The 17858-nt window shown below is 37.5% G+C and carries 14 protein-coding genes and 1 other annotated feature; of the genes, 12 read left to right on the top strand and 2 right to left on the bottom strand.

Annotation, left to right across the window (positions count from 1 at the left end; all coding sequences use genetic code 11):
* The first annotated feature begins 55 nt into the window (after nucleotides 1-55).
* From tig to ACKVQX_RS04760, 12 genes are all read left to right on the top strand, one after another.
* On the top strand, nucleotides 56-1342 hold the full coding sequence (gene tig, locus ACKVQX_RS04705) for a trigger factor (protein WP_068452206.1): 1287 nt from the start codon (nucleotides 56-58) through the stop codon (nucleotides 1340-1342).
* Between the two features lie 208 nt (nucleotides 1343-1550).
* Nucleotides 1551-2819, top strand: a complete 1269-nt coding sequence (gene clpX / locus ACKVQX_RS04710) for an ATP-dependent protease ATP-binding subunit ClpX (protein ID WP_068452210.1) — start codon at nucleotides 1551-1553, stop codon at nucleotides 2817-2819.
* A 108-nt stretch (nucleotides 2820-2927) separates the two neighbouring features.
* Nucleotides 2928-5255 carry an endopeptidase La gene (gene lon, locus ACKVQX_RS04715; protein ID WP_409136055.1) on the top strand — a complete coding sequence of 776 codons (2328 nt, stop codon included), beginning with the start codon at nucleotides 2928-2930 and terminating at the stop codon, nucleotides 5253-5255.
* A 1-nt stretch (nucleotide 5256) separates the two neighbouring features.
* Nucleotides 5257-5838: a ribosome biogenesis GTP-binding protein YihA/YsxC gene (gene yihA / locus ACKVQX_RS04720; RefSeq protein WP_068452215.1), complete on the top strand. Its 582-nt coding sequence runs from the start codon at nucleotides 5257-5259 to the stop codon at nucleotides 5836-5838.
* Nucleotides 5839-5900: 62 nt separating this feature from the next.
* Nucleotides 5901-6506, top strand: coding sequence for a bifunctional precorrin-2 dehydrogenase/sirohydrochlorin ferrochelatase (locus ACKVQX_RS04725; protein WP_068452218.1), 606 nt, complete (start codon nucleotides 5901-5903; stop codon nucleotides 6504-6506).
* A 145-nt stretch (nucleotides 6507-6651) separates the two neighbouring features.
* Nucleotides 6652-8016 carry a glutamyl-tRNA reductase gene (gene hemA, locus ACKVQX_RS04730; protein WP_336663462.1) on the top strand — a complete coding sequence of 455 codons (1365 nt, stop codon included), beginning with the start codon at nucleotides 6652-6654 and terminating at the stop codon, nucleotides 8014-8016.
* 86 nt (nucleotides 8017-8102) lie between these two features.
* Nucleotides 8103-8933, top strand: coding sequence for a cytochrome c biogenesis protein CcsA (gene ccsA, locus ACKVQX_RS04735; protein ID WP_336663464.1), 831 nt, complete (start codon nucleotides 8103-8105; stop codon nucleotides 8931-8933).
* Nucleotides 8934-8951: 18 nt separating this feature from the next.
* Nucleotides 8952-9884, top strand: coding sequence for a hydroxymethylbilane synthase (gene hemC, locus ACKVQX_RS04740; RefSeq protein WP_068452227.1), 933 nt, complete (start codon nucleotides 8952-8954; stop codon nucleotides 9882-9884).
* A complete protein-coding gene (locus tag ACKVQX_RS04745) occupies nucleotides 9874-10632 on the top strand; it encodes a uroporphyrinogen-III synthase (RefSeq protein WP_068452230.1) in 759 nt (252 codons plus the stop codon). The genes hemC and ACKVQX_RS04745 overlap by 11 nt, the downstream gene beginning before the upstream one ends.
* Before the next feature lies 1 nt (nucleotide 10633).
* Nucleotides 10634-11617, top strand: a complete 984-nt coding sequence (hemB, locus tag ACKVQX_RS04750; RefSeq protein ID WP_068452233.1) for a porphobilinogen synthase — start codon at nucleotides 10634-10636, stop codon at nucleotides 11615-11617.
* Between the two features lie 2 nt (nucleotides 11618-11619).
* Nucleotides 11620-12912 (top strand): glutamate-1-semialdehyde 2,1-aminomutase, encoded by a 1293-nt coding sequence (gene hemL, locus ACKVQX_RS04755; protein ID WP_068452236.1) that lies wholly within the window; start codon nucleotides 11620-11622, stop codon nucleotides 12910-12912.
* Between the two features lie 100 nt (nucleotides 12913-13012).
* Nucleotides 13013-13226: a binding site (T-box leader), on the top strand.
* Between the two features lie 66 nt (nucleotides 13227-13292).
* Entirely contained in the window at nucleotides 13293-15941 is a 2649-nt protein-coding gene (locus tag ACKVQX_RS04760) for a valine--tRNA ligase (RefSeq protein ID WP_325943290.1), read from the top strand.
* A 141-nt stretch (nucleotides 15942-16082) separates the two neighbouring features.
* On the opposite strand, the gene ACKVQX_RS04765 is transcribed toward ACKVQX_RS04760, so the two are convergent.
* Together ACKVQX_RS04765 and ACKVQX_RS04770 are read right to left on the bottom strand one after the other, a co-directional pair.
* Nucleotides 16083-16904 carry a RimK family alpha-L-glutamate ligase gene (locus ACKVQX_RS04765; protein WP_068452242.1) on the bottom strand — a complete coding sequence of 274 codons (822 nt, stop codon included), beginning with the start codon at nucleotides 16902-16904 and terminating at the stop codon, nucleotides 16083-16085.
* A 7-nt stretch (nucleotides 16905-16911) separates the two neighbouring features.
* Nucleotides 16912-17778: a RimK family alpha-L-glutamate ligase gene (locus tag ACKVQX_RS04770; protein WP_068452244.1), complete on the bottom strand. Its 867-nt coding sequence runs from the start codon at nucleotides 17776-17778 to the stop codon at nucleotides 16912-16914.
* Nucleotides 17779-17858: the final 80 nt, after the last annotated feature.

Consider the following 17858-nt stretch of genomic DNA (forward strand, 5'->3'; position numbering starts at 1 on the left):
TCGTAATAACGAACGCTTTTAAAGCACTTTGAATTTATTTTTGGAGGTTATATTCATGTCAGTTAAATTTGAAAAACAAGAAGGAAACAACGGTTTATTAACAGTTGAGCTTCCTGCTGAAACAGTAAATGCTGCATTAGATCAAGCATTTAAAAAAGTAGTAAAACAAATCAACGTACCAGGTTTCCGTAAAGGTAAAATGCCTCGTGCAATGTTCGAGAAAAAATTCGGTGTTGAATCTTTATACCAAGATGCACTTGAAATTTTAATCAACGAAAACTACCCAACAGCTCTAATCGAAGCAGGTGTTGAGCCAGTAGATCAACCAGAAATCGATTTCGAAAAAATCGAGAAAAACGAACCATTCACATTCACAGCTAAATTAGTATTACGTCCAGAAGTTGAACTTGGCGAATACAAAGGCTTAGAAGTGAAAAAAGGTTCTACTGAAGTAACAGAAGAAGAAATCAATGCAATCATCGAAGGTCACCAAGCACGTCTTGCTGAACTTGTAGTTAAAGAAGATGCTGCAATTGAAAACGGCGATACTGCTGTAATCGATTTCGAAGGTTTCCACGAAGGTGAAGCATTCGAAGGCGGAAAAGGCGAAAACTACGCACTTGAAATCGGTTCTGGTTCATTCATCCCAGGATTTGAAGAGCAATTAGTAGGCGTAAAAGCTGGCGAATCTAAAGATATCGAAATTACATTCCCAGAAGAATACCATGCAGCTGAATTAGCTGGTAAACCAGCTACATTCAAAGTGACAGTTCACGAAGTAAAAGCAAAAGAACTTCCAGAGCTTAACGATGAATTAGCAACTGAAATCGATGCTGAAGTAAAAACTTTAGATGAATTACGTACAAAGTTAACTGAACAAGCGAAAGCTGAAAAAGAAATGTCAGTTGAAACTGCATTACGTGACGAATTAGTTGAAAAAGCAGCTGAAAATGCTAAAATCGACATTCCAAACGGTATGATTCAAACAGAAATCAACCGTATGTTACAAGAATTCGAACAACGTTTACAAACACAAGGTATGAATCTTGATCTTTACTACCAATTCTCTGGTCAAGACGAAGCAGCATTACGCGAGCAAATGAAGTCTGACGCTGAAAACCGCGTACGCGTTTCATTAGTACTTGAAGCAATCGCAGCAGCTGAAGCTCTTGAAGTAACAGAAGAAGCTCTTGAAGCAGAATTAGAAAAAATGTCAGCACAATTCAACATGGACGCTGAACAAATCAAAGCTGCTTTAGGCGGTACTAGCATCTTAGAACACGACATCAAAATCCAAAATACAGTTGAGTTCTTAGTTGACCAAGCTAAAATTTCTGAGTAAGATTTAACAAGTTCGTAAGTCGAATTTGCTTAAATACGATGCACGAATGGAGCAAGGTATGGACTTCCCATACCTTGTTTTTATCATAGTTAAAAAATAACCTGTACATAACACAGAAAAAAAGAGTTAATAATAGACAAGCAAGACGTAATGTTTGATAATATTAATAGAGTCTTGTAATATTGTTGCTTGAATAGGGGTGAAATAATTGTTCAAATTTAATGATGAAAACGGTAATTTAAAATGTTCATTCTGTGGGAAACCACAAGAGCAAGTACGTAAACTTGTAGCTGGTCCTGGTGTCTACATCTGTGACGAATGTATTGATTTATGTTCAGAAATCGTTGTAGAAGAGTTAGGAACAGAAGAAGAAATTGAACTGAAAGACATTCCAACACCGAAAGAAATTTTAGGTACTTTGGATAGTTATGTAATTGGACAAGAGCGTGCTAAAAAAGCCCTATCTGTTGCGGTATATAATCACTACAAACGCGTCAACTCAAAAAGTAAAGTGGACGACGTAGAATTATCTAAATCAAACATTGTTTTAATCGGACCTACTGGTAGTGGTAAAACATTACTAGCTCAAACACTTGCACGTATTATTGATGTGCCATTTGCCATTGCAGATGCGACTTCATTAACAGAAGCAGGTTATGTTGGGGAAGATGTTGAAAATATTCTTTTAAAGTTAATTCAAGCTGCGGATTATGATATCGAAAAAGCAGAGCGTGGCATTATCTATATCGATGAAATCGATAAAGTCGCACGTAAATCTGAAAATCCATCAATCACACGTGATGTATCTGGTGAAGGTGTTCAACAAGCCTTACTAAAAATTCTAGAAGGTACGGTTGCAAGCGTTCCGCCACAAGGTGGTCGCAAACATCCACACCAAGAATTTTTACAAATTGATACGACGAATATCTTATTCATCGTAGGTGGAGCTTTCGATGGAATCGAGTCAATTATTAAACGTCGTATGGGTCAAAAAGTAATCGGCTTCGGTACTGCGGATAAACAAGAAACAGATGATAAAAACTTAATGAAACATCTGATTCCTGAAGACTTATTAAAATTTGGTTTAATTCCAGAATTTATCGGTCGTTTACCAGTATTGGCAAGTTTAGAGCAATTAGACGAAGATGCACTTGTACAGATTTTAACAGAACCTAAAAACGCATTAACAAAACAATATGAAAAAATGATTGAATTGGATAATGTACAATTAGAGTTCGAAAAAGATGCATTATACGAAATTGCAAAACTTGCGATTGAACGTAAAACAGGTGCTCGTGGATTACGTTCGATTATTGAGAATGTAATGCTTGATGTGATGTTTGAATTACCATCTCGTGATGACATTGCGAAATGTATAATTACGAAAGAAACACTTACTGAAAAGGCTCATCCAAAACTTTTATTAGAAGATGGCACTGAAGTGAAAGATTCAGATAACGAAAAAACATCAGCCTAATTTAAAAGGATTTTAGCTGACTTCGATGGAGTGCTTATATTGCACTGTTTTGAAGTCAGTTTTTTTAATGAATAAAGTGTTAAAGTTTATGTGGAGGTGCAAGTTTGCATGACAACAAAATTGAGAACGTATCGAATTCCATTGCTGCCTCTAAGAGGTCTAGTAATCTATCCTAAAACGCTGTTACATATTGATGTGGGTCGTGAAAAATCAACTGCAGCTGTAGAACAAGCGCTAAATGATGACAGTATCCTATATGTTGTAACACAAAAAGAAATTGCAAAAGAATCACCAGACTCAGATGATTTTTATCGTATGGGCGCACTCGTGAAAATTAAGCAATTAATCAAGCTACCAAATGGCGCCTCACGTGTATTAGTAGAAGGTATTTGTCGTGCGCAAGCTATTGATTATATCGAAGAAGAAAAAATGACGGTAGTTGATGTAGAAGTATTTGAAGACGATCCGACATTAACTGTTGAATTAGAAGCGTTGATGCGTACTTTATTAGATGCTTTTAAACGCTATGTGAAAGCTTCAAGCAAAATTTCTCCTGAAGTCATTGAAACATCAGAAGAAATTGAAGAGCCTGGTCTACTAGCTGATACTATTGCAAGTCATTTGCCATTGAAAATGGTTGCAAAACAAGAAATCTTACGTACAATTGACGTTCAAAAAAGATTAGAAATTCTTGTTCAACGTATTTTTAATGAACAGGAAATTTTAAATGTGGAGAAAAAAATCCATACAAAAGTGAAACGTTCCGTTGAAAAATCTCAAAAAGATTTTTATTTACGTGAGCAAATGAAGGCGATTCAAGATGAATTGGGTGAAACAGAAGGTAAAATATCTGAGGTTGATGAATTAAAGAAAAAAATTATCGAAGCGAAAATGCCTGAACATGCTGAAAAAGCAGCACTAAAAGAGTTGAAGCGCTATGAACGTTTGCCAGCACAAGCAGCTGAAAGTGGTATCATTCGTAACTATTTAGATTGGTTGATTGATTTACCTTGGTCTAAAAAGACAAAAGATCGTAAAGATATTAAAAAAGCAAAAGATATTTTAGACCATGATCACGATGGTCTTGAAAAAGTAAAAGATCGTATTTTAGAATATTTAGCAGTGACACAATTAAAAGATTCATTACGTGGCCCGATTCTTTGCTTAGCTGGACCTCCAGGAGTAGGTAAGACATCACTAGCTAAATCGATTGCGACTTCTTTAAATCGTGAATTTGTGCGTATTTCATTAGGTGGCGTACGTGATGAATCAGAAATTCGAGGTCACCGTAGAACGTATATTGGTGCTATGCCAGGACGTATTATTCAAGGAATGAAAAAAGCAGGAACGATTAACCCTGTATTTTTACTAGATGAGATTGATAAAATGTCGAATGATTTCCGCGGAGACCCTTCATCAGCGATGTTAGAGGTGTTAGATCCAGAGCAAAATAACACATTTAGTGATCACTATATTGAAGAAACATACGATTTATCAAATGTTTTATTTATCGCGACAGCAAATGATTTAAGTAGTATTCCAGGACCGCTTTATGACCGTATGGAAGTCATTCAAATTGGCGGTTATACAGAACAAGAGAAAATTCAAATTGCGAAAAACCATTTAGCACCTAAACAAATTGAAGAAAACGGTTTGAAAAAATCACAAATTCAATTTAGAGAAGATGGTTTAAAGGAAATCGTTCGTTACTATACGCGAGAAGCGGGTGTTCGAGGGTTAGAGCGTACACTTGCATCCGTATGTCGAAAAGCAGCGAAGCAAATCGTCATGGAAGAAAAGAAACGAGTTGTTATTACAGCGAAAAATGTAGCGGACTACTTAGGTAAACGTAAAGTGTCGCATGGTCAAATGGAAGAAGAAAATCCAATTGGTGTAGCAACAGGTCTTGCTTACACAACAGTTGGTGGCGATACATTACAAATCGAAGTATCGATTACACCAGGTAAAGGAAAACTCATCTTAACAGGTAAATTAGGTGATGTGATGAAAGAATCTGCACAAACTGCTTTATCTTTTGTCCGTTCTAAATTAGACTTATTAAAGGTAGAGCAATCTTACTTTGATGAGCATGATATTCATGTTCACGTACCAGAAGGCGCTGTACCAAAAGATGGTCCATCAGCAGGTGTAACGATGGTAACAGCTCTTGTATCAGCGATTACGGAAACACCCGTCCGTAAAGAAGTTGGTATGACGGGTGAAGTGACACTTCGCGGACGTGTTCTACCAATCGGTGGTTTAAAAGAGAAGTCGTTAAGTGCGCACCGCGCTGGTTTAACAACGATTATCGTTCCAAAGAAAAACGAAGCGGATATTGAAGATATACCAGAGAGTGTACGAAAAGAGCTAACATTTAAGCTAGTGTCAAGCGCTGACGAGGTATTGAAAATAGCGTTAGACGGAGGGAAAGAATAACATGAAAGTCCATAATGTCGAGATGGTCATCAGTGCAGTTCGACCAAATCAGTACCCAGAGGACGGGTATCCAGAATTTGCACTTGCAGGTCGCTCAAATGTCGGTAAATCATCTTTTATTAACAAGATGATTGGTCGTAAAAGTTTAGCACGTATTTCATCAAAACCAGGTAAAACACAAACACTAAACTTTTATAAAATTGAAGAACAACTATTTTTCGTAGATGTTCCAGGCTATGGTTATGCGAAAGTATCAAAATCAGAGCGTGAAGCATGGGGAAAAATGATTGAAGAATATTTTACAAGTCGTGAAATATTAAAAGCGGTTGTGCAGATTGTTGATTTACGTCATGAACCAACAGACGATGATTGCATGATGTACGATTTCTTAAAGCATTACAACATTCCTTGCATTATCATTGCGACAAAAGCAGATAAAGTGAAAAAAGGAAAATGGGCGCAACATAAAAAAGTGGTAAAAGAGACACTTGATATGGACCCATCTGATCCACTCATTCTTTTCTCATCTGAAACAGGTATGGGATTTGACGAAGCATGGGCAGAAATTGAAAAACGTATGTAAAGAACAAGCAGATGAAGTGATACCACTTGATCTGCTTTTTCACATCTAAAAAGGGGATTGCTATGGGACAAATACCAATTTATTTGAATAGTGAACAGATTCGCATTTTAATTGTGGGCGGTGGTAAGATTGCTTATCGAAAATGTCGTACACTTGTAGAAGCAGGAGGACAAGTTACGGTGATTGCGCAACAACTATTACCTGAATTTGAACATTATTTAACGGAACAACAAATATCATTACATAAAAGATTGTATGAATTAGGTGAGGCAGCACAATATGAATTGGTGATAGCTGCAACGAATCAAACGACAGTGAACGAACAAATTCAACAAGATAGCCAAGCAATTATTTGTCGAGTAGATGACGCAAAAAAAGGGAATGGAGTACTACCGGCAGTTGTACAGCGTGGTGATTTTGTTTTAAGTATTGGAACAAACGGTGCAAGTCCAATTTTTTCTAGGAAAATCAAAAAGCAGTTGTCACAACAGTTTGATGCGCATTATGAAAGCTACATTGCTTTTTTACAGCATGTACGCGTGCAGTATAAAGGACAAAAAGAAGTACTTGAAGAAGTGACGAATGAGATATATGTTCATATGACAGACGAAGAGAGAAACGAGACATTACAACAATTTGTAAACAACCTGTTTGAAGAACGTAACTGAATTTGTTAAAATGATTCTGGAAATATGCTGGATTGTATATAAATATGACAGTAATCGCAATTATATAAGACTTTGTAAATATAAAGTGACAGAGTATGGTATAATCATAGACGATAATTATAGAACGTGAGAGGTGTATGACGTCATGCATACAATTGTAGTAGGCTTGAACTACAAAACAGCTCCTGTCGAAGTTCGTGAAAAATTCTCAATAACAGAAGAAGCACTAGCTGAGGCAATGCGAGCATTACAAAATGAAAAAAGTATATTAGAGAATGTAATTGTTTCGACATGTAATCGTACAGAAGTGTATGCTGTCGTTGATCAACTACATACTGGTCGTCATTATATTAAACAATTTTTAGCGAATTGGTTTAATATGCCGGTTGCAGAATTCGAAAATCATCTTTACATTCGTGAAAATGATCAATCGATGCAACACTTATTCAAAGTGACTTCTGGAATTGATTCAATGGTTCTAGGAGAAACACAAATTCTTGGTCAAGTAAAGCATAGCTTCTTAGAGGCACAACAAATTGGCACAACAGGGACATTGTTTAATCGTTTATTTAAACAAAGTGTAACGTTTGCGAAAAAAGCACATGGCGAAACGGCGATTGGTGAAAATGCAGTATCTGTATCGTATGCAGCTGTTGAGCTTGCAAAGAAAATTTTCAATACACTGGACAAAACACATGTCGCAATTCTTGGTGCTGGTAAGATGGGCGAACTTGCTATGGAAAACTTATATGGTAGTGGTGTAGGAAAAGTAACTGTTGTCAATCGTACGATGGAAAAGGCAGAAATACTGGCTGATAAATTCCAAGGTACAGCGAAGTCGATGCAAGAATTACAATGTACATTACTTGAGGCAGATATTTTGATTACATCAACTGGTGCAAAAGATTATGTCATTGATTATGATTTAATGCGTTATGTGGAGAAGATGCGCAAAGGGAAGCCTCTATTCATGGTAGATATCGCAGTACCACGTGATATTGATCCGAAAATTAGTGAACTTCAAAGTGTTTTCTTATATGATATTGATGATTTACAAGGAATTGTCGAAGCGAACCTAGCAGAACGTGAACGTGCTGCTAACGAAATTACACAGATGATTGATACAGAAATCCATGAATTCAAAGATTGGATGGGAACACTTGGCGTTGTTCCAGTTATTTCAGCATTGCGTCAAAAAGCGGCGACAATTCAAGCTGAAACAATGCAAAGTATTGAAAATAAAATGCCGAATTTAACAGATCGTGAACGAAAAATTTTAAGTAAGCATACCAAATCAATCGTCAACCAATTATTAAAAGAACCAATTCTACAAGCAAAAGAATTGGCAGGTTCTCCAAATGCAGCGAAGCAATTGGAACTGTTCCAACGTATTTTTGGGATTGAAGAAGATACACAGGCTCAAATTGAGCAACAGCAACTACAATCAGAAGAGCGCTATCAAAAACGAGTAGCAGAAGAAGCCGTTGCAGAACCTAAATTTACTTTTTAAGAGCTGATTTAAGAACGTTTTCGTATCTATGTGTTAAAATATAGATGCGAGAGCGTTTTTTTCATGATATATAAGGAGCGTCGTATATGACCGATTTAGCAATGACCCGATTGCACGAAGCAATCGTTGTGCTATACGCAATCGGGATAATTTTTTACTTTGTAGATTATTTAAAAAAAGATGCAAAGTCACGTCGAATCGCTTTTTGGTTTGTTTCGGTTGTTTGGATTTTACAATCAGCTTTTTTAATTGTATATATTATTCAAACGCATCGATTCCCGATTCTGACACTATTTGAAGGGATTTATTTTTATAGTTGGTTATTAGTATCCATCTCGATTTTACTGCATTGTGTTTATCGAGCCGATTTACCTGTATTCTTTATTAATATTCTCGGGTTTATCTTTATGGTTATTCATACATTTGCACCAAACCAAGTGGCGCAATCACCTGTAGGTGAGAATTTAGTTTCTGAGTTATTATTTATTCACGTGATGTTTGCGATTTTGTCTTATGTTGCTTTTTCATTATCTTTTGTCTTTTCGACATTGTACGTTATTTTATACAATGTATTAAAAAAGAAAAAATGGACGAAGCAGTGGACGAGGCTACCATCGCTTGGACAAGCAGAAAGTAGTTCAAATTGGGCAATGGTAATTGGGATTCCCATTCTTTTTATCAGTCTGATTTTAGGGTTTATGTGGGCTTATATCACCGTCGATAATTTAAATGTATTTGATGTAAAAATCATCGGTTCATTCATTACATTGTTTGTCTATTGTATGATTGTGTTATTGAATCGTCGCGATCAACTACATTCAATTCGATTGGCATGGGTCAACATATGTGCCTTTTTATTGGTTATTATTAATTTCTTTTTAGGAAGTAGCTTATCAGGTTTCCATTTTTGGTATTAACAGAAGGGTAGGATTATTTTGCGTAAAATTATTGTTGGTTCAAGAAGAAGTAAGTTAGCCTTAACTCAAACAAATTGGTTCATCGAAGAATTAAAGAAAACAGGTGCACCGTTTGAATTTGAGGTCAAAGAGATTGTGACAAAAGGCGATCGTATTTTAGATGTACAGTTATCAAAAGTTGGCGGAAAAGGTTTGTTTGTAAAAGAGATTGAACAAGCCTTATTCGACCAAGAGATTGATTTCGCTGTACATAGTATGAAAGATATGCCAGCGGTTTTACCAGAAGGTTTAGTTATTGGATGTATTCCAAAACGTGAAGATGCGCGTGATGCCTTCATCTCAAAAAATCATGTAAAATTCATGGATTTACCAGAAGGTGCGGTTGTCGGTACATCAAGCTTACGTCGTAGTGCTCAATTATTAAAAGCACGCCCAGACTTAACGATTAAATGGATTCGTGGAAATGTAGACACACGTTTAGCTAAATTAGAAGCTGGCGAATATGATGCGATTATTTTGGCTGCTGCTGGTTTAAAACGACTTGGTTGGTCAGATGATGTTGTAACTGAATATTTATCAACTGATCTTTGTGTGCCTGCTGTAGGACAAGGATCTTTAGGAATTGAATGTCGAGCAGATGATGCCGAATTGTTAGCGGCATTGGCAAAAATGACAGACCAAGCGACTTGGGAAACAGCACATGCAGAACGTGCTTTTTTAGCAGCGATGGATGGTGGATGTCAAGTGCCAATCGCTGGATACGCAACATATGAAGCAGGGCAATTACATTTTGAAGGACTTGTTGCTGCACCAGATGCTTCTGTCTTCTACCATGAAAAAGCCACACACACAGATGCAAAAACAGTAGGAGAAGTAGTAGCAAAACAACTGACTGAGCAAGGTGCGTATGAATTGATTCAAAAAGTAAAAGCGGAGCAAAATGAGCAATAATCAACCGCTTCAACATGATACCATTGTATTAACAGGTACCTCGATTACAGGTCAAGCTCAGTCACAAATCGAGGCGCTAGGTGGAGAAGCACTTCATTTACCTTTGATTGAAGTGGCCGATGTACAGTCAAATGATGATGGCTTATTTTTGCAGCGTAGTCAGCAAGTAGATTGGCTAATTTTTACAAGTCAAAATGCAGTACATGCATTCATTAGAAAAATGGAACAATATGAACAGGATGCAAGTTTGTGGATAGAACAGCGAATTGCAGTTGTGGGTGAAAAAACAGCCGAAGCTTTAGAAATGGCAGGTTTTTCAATTCACTTTGTTCCGACAACGTATAGTGCAGATACAATGGTGAAAGAGTTTAATCGTTTTTTACAGCCTGAAACGACCTGTCTATTTATGCGAGGTTCGATGGCGAAAGACACGATTCCAAATGGTCTCAAATGTCGAGTAGAAACATGGACAATTTATGAAACACGTCCAACAAAAAAGTCAATTCCAGAATTGAAAGAGCAAATTCAACATAAAAATTGTACGGTTGTTTTTGCAAGTCCCTCGGCTGTGCGTGTGTATGCTGAGGAAATATTACCTCTACACGATTGGGAACAAATCCAAGTGGCAGCGATTGGTCATGTAACCGAAAAAGCATTAATCGCACTTGGTGCATGGGATATTATCCAGCCAAAAACATACACGATGCAACAGGTAATTGAAGAAATCGCAAGAAGAAAGGAATCTTAATATGACAAACTTACAATTTAAAAGACACAGACGTTTACGACAAAATGCAACGATGCGTGCAATGGTAAAAGAAACGTATCTACATAAAGAAGATTTCATCTACCCTATTTTTGTAATGGAAGGCGAGAATGTTAAAAACCCTGTCGCTTCTATGCCGGGAATTTATCAATTCTCATTAGATCGTTTACATGAGGAAATGGATGAGGTTGTTGCCCTAGGTATTCCTTCTGTTATTTTATTCGGTTTACCTGCTGAGAAAGACGCAGTTGGGTCAGAAGCTTATCATGATCATGGGATTATTCAAAAAGCGATTCGCTTTGTAAAAGAGAACTATCCTGAAGTCATGGTCATTGCAGATACATGTCTATGTGAATATACATCGCATGGTCACTGTGGTGTTGTGTCAGAAGATGAACGTATTTTAAATGATCCTTCACTTGATTTATTAGCACAAACAGCTATTTCACAAGCAAAAGCAGGTGCTGATATTATCGCACCTTCAAACATGATGGATGGTTTTGTTGCGGCGATTCGTAAAGGATTAGATGAAGCTGGATTTGAAGATACACCGATTATGTCCTATGCAGTAAAATATGCTTCTGCTTACTATGGACCTTTCCGTGAAGCAGCAGATGGGGCACCAAAGTTTGGTGATCGTAAAACGTATCAAATGGACCCATCAAATCGTTTAGAAGCGATGCGTGAAGCAGCTTCAGATGTTGAAGAAGGCGCTGATTTCTTAATCGTTAAACCAGCATTATCGTATTTAGATATTATACGTGATGTACGTAATAACCATGATATGCCAGTTGTTGCTTACAATGTATCAGGCGAATATGCAATGGTCAAAGCAGCAGCATTAAATGGTTGGATGGATGAAAAGCAAACGGTTTTAGAAACATTACTAAGTATGAAACGTGCAGGTGCAGATTTAATCATGACGTACCATGCAAAAGATGCGGCACGTTGGTTGGAGGAGAAATAGAGATGACACGTTCTTTTGAAGAATCACGTAAAGTTTTTGCAGAAGCAGTAGATTTAATGCCTGGTGGCGTAAATAGTCCTGTTCGTGCGTTCAAAGCTGTTAAACAAGAGCCAATCGTTATGGAAAAAGGTCATGGAGCGATTATTACAGATGTCGATGGCAATGATTATATCGACTACGTTTTATCTTGGGGTCCACTCATTATCGGTCATACACATCCAGACGTAGTAGCAGCGATTCAACGAGTTGCTACAACAGGTACATCATTTGGTGCGTCAACACGTATTGAAAACGAATTAGCGAAAGAAGTGATTCGTCGTGTACCTTCTGTTGAGATGATTCGTATGGTATCGTCTGGTACAGAGGCTACAATGTCTGCCATTCGTGCAGCACGTGGTTTCACAGGTCGCGATAAAATCTTGAAATTTGAAGGTTCATATCATGGACATGGTGATTCACTATTAATCAAAGCGGGTTCAGGTGTTGCGACACTTGGTTTACCAGATAGTCCTGGCGTTCCAATGTCAATTGCACAAAACACATTAACAGTTCCTTATAATAATTTAGAAGCAGTTCAACAAGTATTTGAAGCATTCGGTGAAGAGATTGCAGCAGTAATCGTTGAACCGGTTGCTGGAAATATGGGCTGTGTACCACCGCTTCCAGGCTTCTTAGAAGGTTTACGTGACTTGACGAAAAAAGCAGGTTCTCTATTAATCTTTGATGAAGTCATGACTGGTTTCCGCGTAGGCTACCATTCAGCACAAGGTTACTACGGTGTAACACCTGATTTAACATGTCTTGGTAAAGTAATCGGCGGAGGACTACCTGTAGGTGCTTTCGGTGGTCGTCGTGATATTATGGAACGAATCGCACCAGCTGGTCCAATCTATCAAGCAGGTACGCTATCAGGTAACCCACTTGCGATGACAGCAGGACTTGAAACGATTCAACATTTAACAGAGGATTCATATAAACACTTTGAAAAATTAGGGGATCGTTTAGAAGCTGGTTTTAGAGAAGCAGCTGAAACATACAATATTCCACATACAGTGAATCGTGCAGGTTCAATGATTGGTTACTTCTTAACAAATGAAAAAGTAATCGACTTTGATACAGCGAAAACATCTGATTTAGAATTATTCGCTGAATACTATGGTTTAATGGCACAAGAAGGAATCTTCTTACCACCATCACAATTCGAAGGTGTATTCGTATCAACAGCGCATACAGAACAACATATCGACCAAACAATTGCAGCTTTCCAAAAAGTATTTAAGCAATTACGTCGTTAATTTTTAAGAGATACTTCGGCACAGTATATGTGTCGAAGTTTTTTTATGCACTGTATTGCTAAAAGCTATAAATTCAGATACAATTAGCTTATTCAAATAAACAATTGCAATGATTGGGAGGAGTAAGCATTTTTACTTGTCGAGAGAGGAAACGGTTGGTGAAAGTTTCTCAAGTAGATGTCTGAAGGTAGCCCATGAGCAAATTTCGTGAACAGATTTTAGTAGCGAAATTCGGTTTAGAGACCGTTATCCAATGAAGTGCCAGTCAACTGTGCTGGAATAAAGGTGGTACCGCGAATTCTTTCGTCCTTTTTTTAAGGATGTGAAGGATTTTTTTTATGCCCAAAATGGATGGTCAAGAAATGAAGGAGGACGAAAACATGTCAGAACAAGAAATTTCAATGCCAACGAAGTATGACCCACAAGCTGTTGAAACAGGTCGCTACGAGTGGTGGCTACAAAAAGATTGCTTTAAAGCACAACCAGAGAGTGATAAAGAACCGTACTCAATCGTAATTCCACCGCCAAACGTAACAGGTAAATTACATTTAGGTCACGCTTGGGATACAACATTACAAGATATCTTAATTCGTATGAAGCGTATGCAAGGTTATGATGCATTATGGTTACCAGGTATGGACCATGCTGGTATTGCAACACAAGCAAAAGTAGAAGCAAAATTACGCGAACAAGGCGTATCTCGTCACGATTTAGGTCGTGAAAAATTCCTAGAGAAAACATGGGAGTGGAAAGAAGAATATGCTGAAACAATTCGTGCGCAATGGGCGAAACTAGGTTTAGCATTAGATTACTCACGCGAACGTTTCACATTAGATGATGGTTTATCAGATGCGGTAAAAGAAGTATTCGTAAAATTATACGAAAAAGGCCTAATCTACCGCGGTGAACGTATTATCAACTGGGACCCAGCAGCACAAACAGCACTTTCAGATATCGAAGTAATTTATAAAGATGTACAAGGTGCATTCTACCATATGGAATACCCAATCAAAGATAGCGACGAAAAAGTAGAAATCGCTACAACACGTCCAGAAACAATGTTAGGTGACTCAGGGATTGCAGTAAACCCGAATGATAAACGTTACGCACACTTAATCGGTAAAACGGCAATTCTACCAATCGTAGGTCGTGAATTACCAATCGTTGCAGATGACTATGTAGACATGGAATTCGGTACAGGTGTTGTAAAAATGACACCAGCACATGACCCGAATGACTTTGAAGTAGGTAATCGTCATAACCTAGAGCGCATTATGGTGATGAATGGCGACGGTACGATGAATGATATGGCTGGTAAATATGCAGGTATGGACCGCTTTGAATGCCGTAAAGAAATCGTAAAAGATTTACAAGAACAAGGTGTATTAATTAAAATCGTCGATCACTTACATTCAGTAGGTCACTCAGAGCGTTCTGGTGCAGTAGTTGAACCATATTTATCAAAACAATGGTTTGTTAAAATGGGACCACTAGCAAAAGAGGCACTTGATTTACAAGCGAAAGAAGACGAAAAAGTAAACTTCGTGCCACAACGCTTTGAAAATACGTACACACGTTGGATGGAGAATATCCATGACTGGTGTATTTCACGTCAATTATGGTGGGGACATCAAATTCCAGCTTGGTATCATAACGAAACAGGTGAATTATATGTAGGTACAGAAGCACCAGCTGATGAAGAAAACTGGACACGCGATGCAGACGTATTAGATACATGGTTCTCATCTGCATTATGGCCTTTTTCAACAATGGGGTGGCCAGACGTTGAATCAGAAGATTTCAAACGCTACTTCCCAACAGGTGCACTTGTAACAGGTTATGACATCATCTTCTTCTGGGTATCTCGTATGATTTTCCAATCACTTGAATTCACAGGAGAGCGTCCATTCAAAGACGTATTAATTCATGGTTTAGTACGTGACGGTGAAGGTCGTAAGATGTCGAAATCACTTGGTAACGGTGTTGATCCGATGGACGTCATCGCAGAATACGGTGCAGACTCATTACGCTTCTTCTTAGCAACAGGTTCATCACCAGGTCAAGATTTACGTTATACAACTGAAAAAGTAGAAGCGATTTGGAACTTCTCAAACAAAATTTGGAATGCTTCACGTTTTGCATTAATGAATATGGAAGGCATGACATATGATGAGATTGATTTAACAGGTGAAAAATCAGTTGCAGATAAGTGGATTTTAACACGCTTAAATGAAACAATCGAAAAAGTAACAGAGCTTGCTGAGAAGTATGAGTTTGGTGAAGTAGGTCGTTACTTAAATAACTTCATCTGGGATGATTTCTGTTCTTGGTATATCGAGATGGCGAAATTACCATTATACGGTGAAGATGAAGCAGCGAAGAAAACAACTCGTTCAGTACTTGCTTACGTATTAGATCAAACGATGCGTCTATTACACCCATTAATGCCATTCATCACAGAAGAAATCTGGCAACACTTACCACACGAAGGCGACACAATCGTAAATGCAGCATGGCCAACAGTACGCGAAGATCTTCACTTTGAAGAAGAAGCGAAAAACATGCAGTTATTAATGGATATTATCCATGCAGTTCGTAACATTCGTGCAGAAGTAAATACACCAATGAGCAAACAAGTACCAATGTTCATCTCAGCAAAATCAGATGTAGAATTAGCTGTACTTGAAGCGAATAAAGGATATATCGAAAAATTCTGTAACCCAGAAACATTAACAATTGGCTTAAACGTAGAACCAGAAGGTAAAACGATGTCAGCAGTTATTTCAGGAGCAGAGTTATTCTTACCACTAAAAGGTTTAATTAACTTAGAAGATGAGATTGCACGTCTTGAAAAAGAGTTAGACAAGTGGAATAAAGAAGTAAAACGTGTTCAAGGTAAATTGAACAACGAGAAATTTGTTTCAAGCGCACCTGAAGCAGTTGTTGCAGCAGAGCGTGAAAAAGAAGCAGACTATCTTGAAAAACAAGCAACTGTTCAAAAACGTATTGCAGAACTAAAAGAAATGTAATAAAAAATAGCCTGGGACATATGTGTAAAAACACCGTCTCATATGAGCATAATAAAAACCAGAATCGCACTGTGGCGCGATTCTGGTTTTTTGTTGCGAACTCTAAAAAGAAAATGAAATGTTTTATCTCAGTATCTTTTTTTAATAAATTGTTACGTTTACATAATGATTCACTAAATAATCCATCAGTAAATCAGGTAAATATTCATCGAATAAATCATAGAATGAACGAGCACCTACAGGGTCTTCAATTTCATTCAATAGCCATGTACCGTCTTCTAGTAGTAAGAAGTCCATACCGATATAATCGCTACGAATGGCTTTTTGCATCGCAAGTACATGGTCCATTTGAAGTGAATCAAGTTCATATTTTTCAATCGAACCACCTAATGTGACATTCGAACGAAAATCAGCACGACCTTGACGTTTAACCGCACCAATAATACGGTTACCGAGCACCCAAACGCGAACATCTGTCGCATTGGATTCAATATAAGGTTGAACCAGTGTTAAACGATTTTCAAACTGTTTTTGACAAGCATTTAACTCTTGTTCATCCTGACAAAGCATGACTTCTGAGCCACCATGTCCATCAATTGTTTTAAATACAAGTGGATACTCGTAATCTGAAGCTTGTTGATAGAGTGGAACAGTTGGAATGCCAAGTGTTCGAGCAAATTGTAAAGTCATATATTTATTATTTGCGAGTGCGTTTACGTGACTGCTATTTACAACCGGAATATTTGCTTGTTCCAATGAAGTAACATAGTCACAGTTACGTGCACGATAAAATACAAAACAAGCATCTTGGCAATGTTCGACTAATTCTGGAACAGAGAAGTCATTTAACAGCACAAGTTGCAAGTCAATCATCTGTTTTTTTGCAGATACGACGAGCTGATTGATAAAGGCCATATTCACTTTTGCATCAGCTGCGTCATATACAAGATATGCGCGTTTCAAAATCTTCTCATCCTAACTTTTTTAAAATATGCTGAACGAATGCATCGCCCACGTGAATACCTGTTACATTGTAAATGTTTCGAATATGTGAAGCTGCGTTGACTTCACATACAAGTGGCTGGTCTTGTTCATCAAACAGTAAATCAACACCAGCGAAGTCAGCACCAACAGCTTTGGCTGCTGCGAGCGCTAATTGTTCCTGTTCTTTTGTTAATGTAATCGTTTCAGCTTTACCACCATTTGTAATATTCGCTCTGAAATCTGTTTCAGAGTGACGATACATCGCAGCGACGACTTCATCACCAATCGTATTGACACGAATATCACGTCCATAGCTTGATGCGATATATTGTTGGAAGATGAAGTCAACACCACGTAGTGTATCTACCTTTTCGAAAAAGTCTTCTTGTGTTTCAATTAAATACACTTTCATACCAAATGAACCATGCGCCTCCTTAATAATAAGGGGTAGTCCAAGTTCTTCTAATACACCTTCAAAATAACCACTTTCACGAATTGTGAATTTAGGGTAGACTTTCGGCGCAATAATCGTTTTTGGCATACGAATATTTGCTTTGGCTAATTGTATGTATTGCTTTGCTTTATTGTCACATGTTTCAATCACTTCAGGGTCATTGAAAACGGGAATTCCTTGATTTTTTAAATACGTAGCAAGCAAAATATCCTTATCTAAAAAGATGACAAAATCAGGTGCTTGTTCTAGCTTTTTAGCGGAATGCATTTGAATTTCATAATTTTTATAAATAAACGGTTGAACGCCATGATTTTGACAGGCTTCAGCCATGAGTCTTGCTTGATCTAAAAATTTATCCGATACAAGACTACCATTGTAAATAATCCAGCATGTCTTCATACGTTCAAACCTCCGAATAACAGTGTTATAATAAAAACAATCAATACAAATTTTAGCACGAATTACGTAGAAAATGAATA

Source organism: Kurthia sp. ISK08, assembly GCF_046159805.1.
GTDB lineage: Bacteria > Bacillota > Bacilli > Bacillales_A > Planococcaceae > Kurthia > Kurthia gibsonii.

What these genes read in the sequence shown, in the direction of transcription:
- tig (WP_068452206.1), top strand. Translation starts at nt 56, where the DNA reads ATGTCAGTTAAATTTGAAAAACAAGAAGGAAACAACGGTTTATTAACA.
- lon (WP_409136055.1), top strand. Translation starts at nt 2,928, where the DNA reads ATGACAACAAAATTGAGAACGTATCGAATTCCATTGCTGCCTCTAAGA.
- yihA (WP_068452215.1), top strand. Translation starts at nt 5,257, where the DNA reads ATGAAAGTCCATAATGTCGAGATGGTCATCAGTGCAGTTCGACCAAAT.
- ACKVQX_RS04725 (WP_068452218.1), top strand. Translation starts at nt 5,901, where the DNA reads ATGGGACAAATACCAATTTATTTGAATAGTGAACAGATTCGCATTTTA.
- hemA (WP_336663462.1), top strand. Translation starts at nt 6,652, where the DNA reads ATGCATACAATTGTAGTAGGCTTGAACTACAAAACAGCTCCTGTCGAA.
- ccsA (WP_336663464.1), top strand. Translation starts at nt 8,103, where the DNA reads ATGACCGATTTAGCAATGACCCGATTGCACGAAGCAATCGTTGTGCTA.
- ACKVQX_RS04745 (WP_068452230.1), top strand. Translation starts at nt 9,874, where the DNA reads ATGAGCAATAATCAACCGCTTCAACATGATACCATTGTATTAACAGGT.
- hemB (WP_068452233.1), top strand. Translation starts at nt 10,634, where the DNA reads ATGACAAACTTACAATTTAAAAGACACAGACGTTTACGACAAAATGCA.
- hemL (WP_068452236.1), top strand. Translation starts at nt 11,620, where the DNA reads ATGACACGTTCTTTTGAAGAATCACGTAAAGTTTTTGCAGAAGCAGTA.
- ACKVQX_RS04760 (WP_325943290.1), top strand. Translation starts at nt 13,293, where the DNA reads ATGTCAGAACAAGAAATTTCAATGCCAACGAAGTATGACCCACAAGCT.
- ACKVQX_RS04770 (WP_068452244.1), bottom strand. Translation starts at nt 17,778, where the DNA reads ATGAAGACATGCTGGATTATTTACAATGGTAGTCTTGTATCGGATAAA.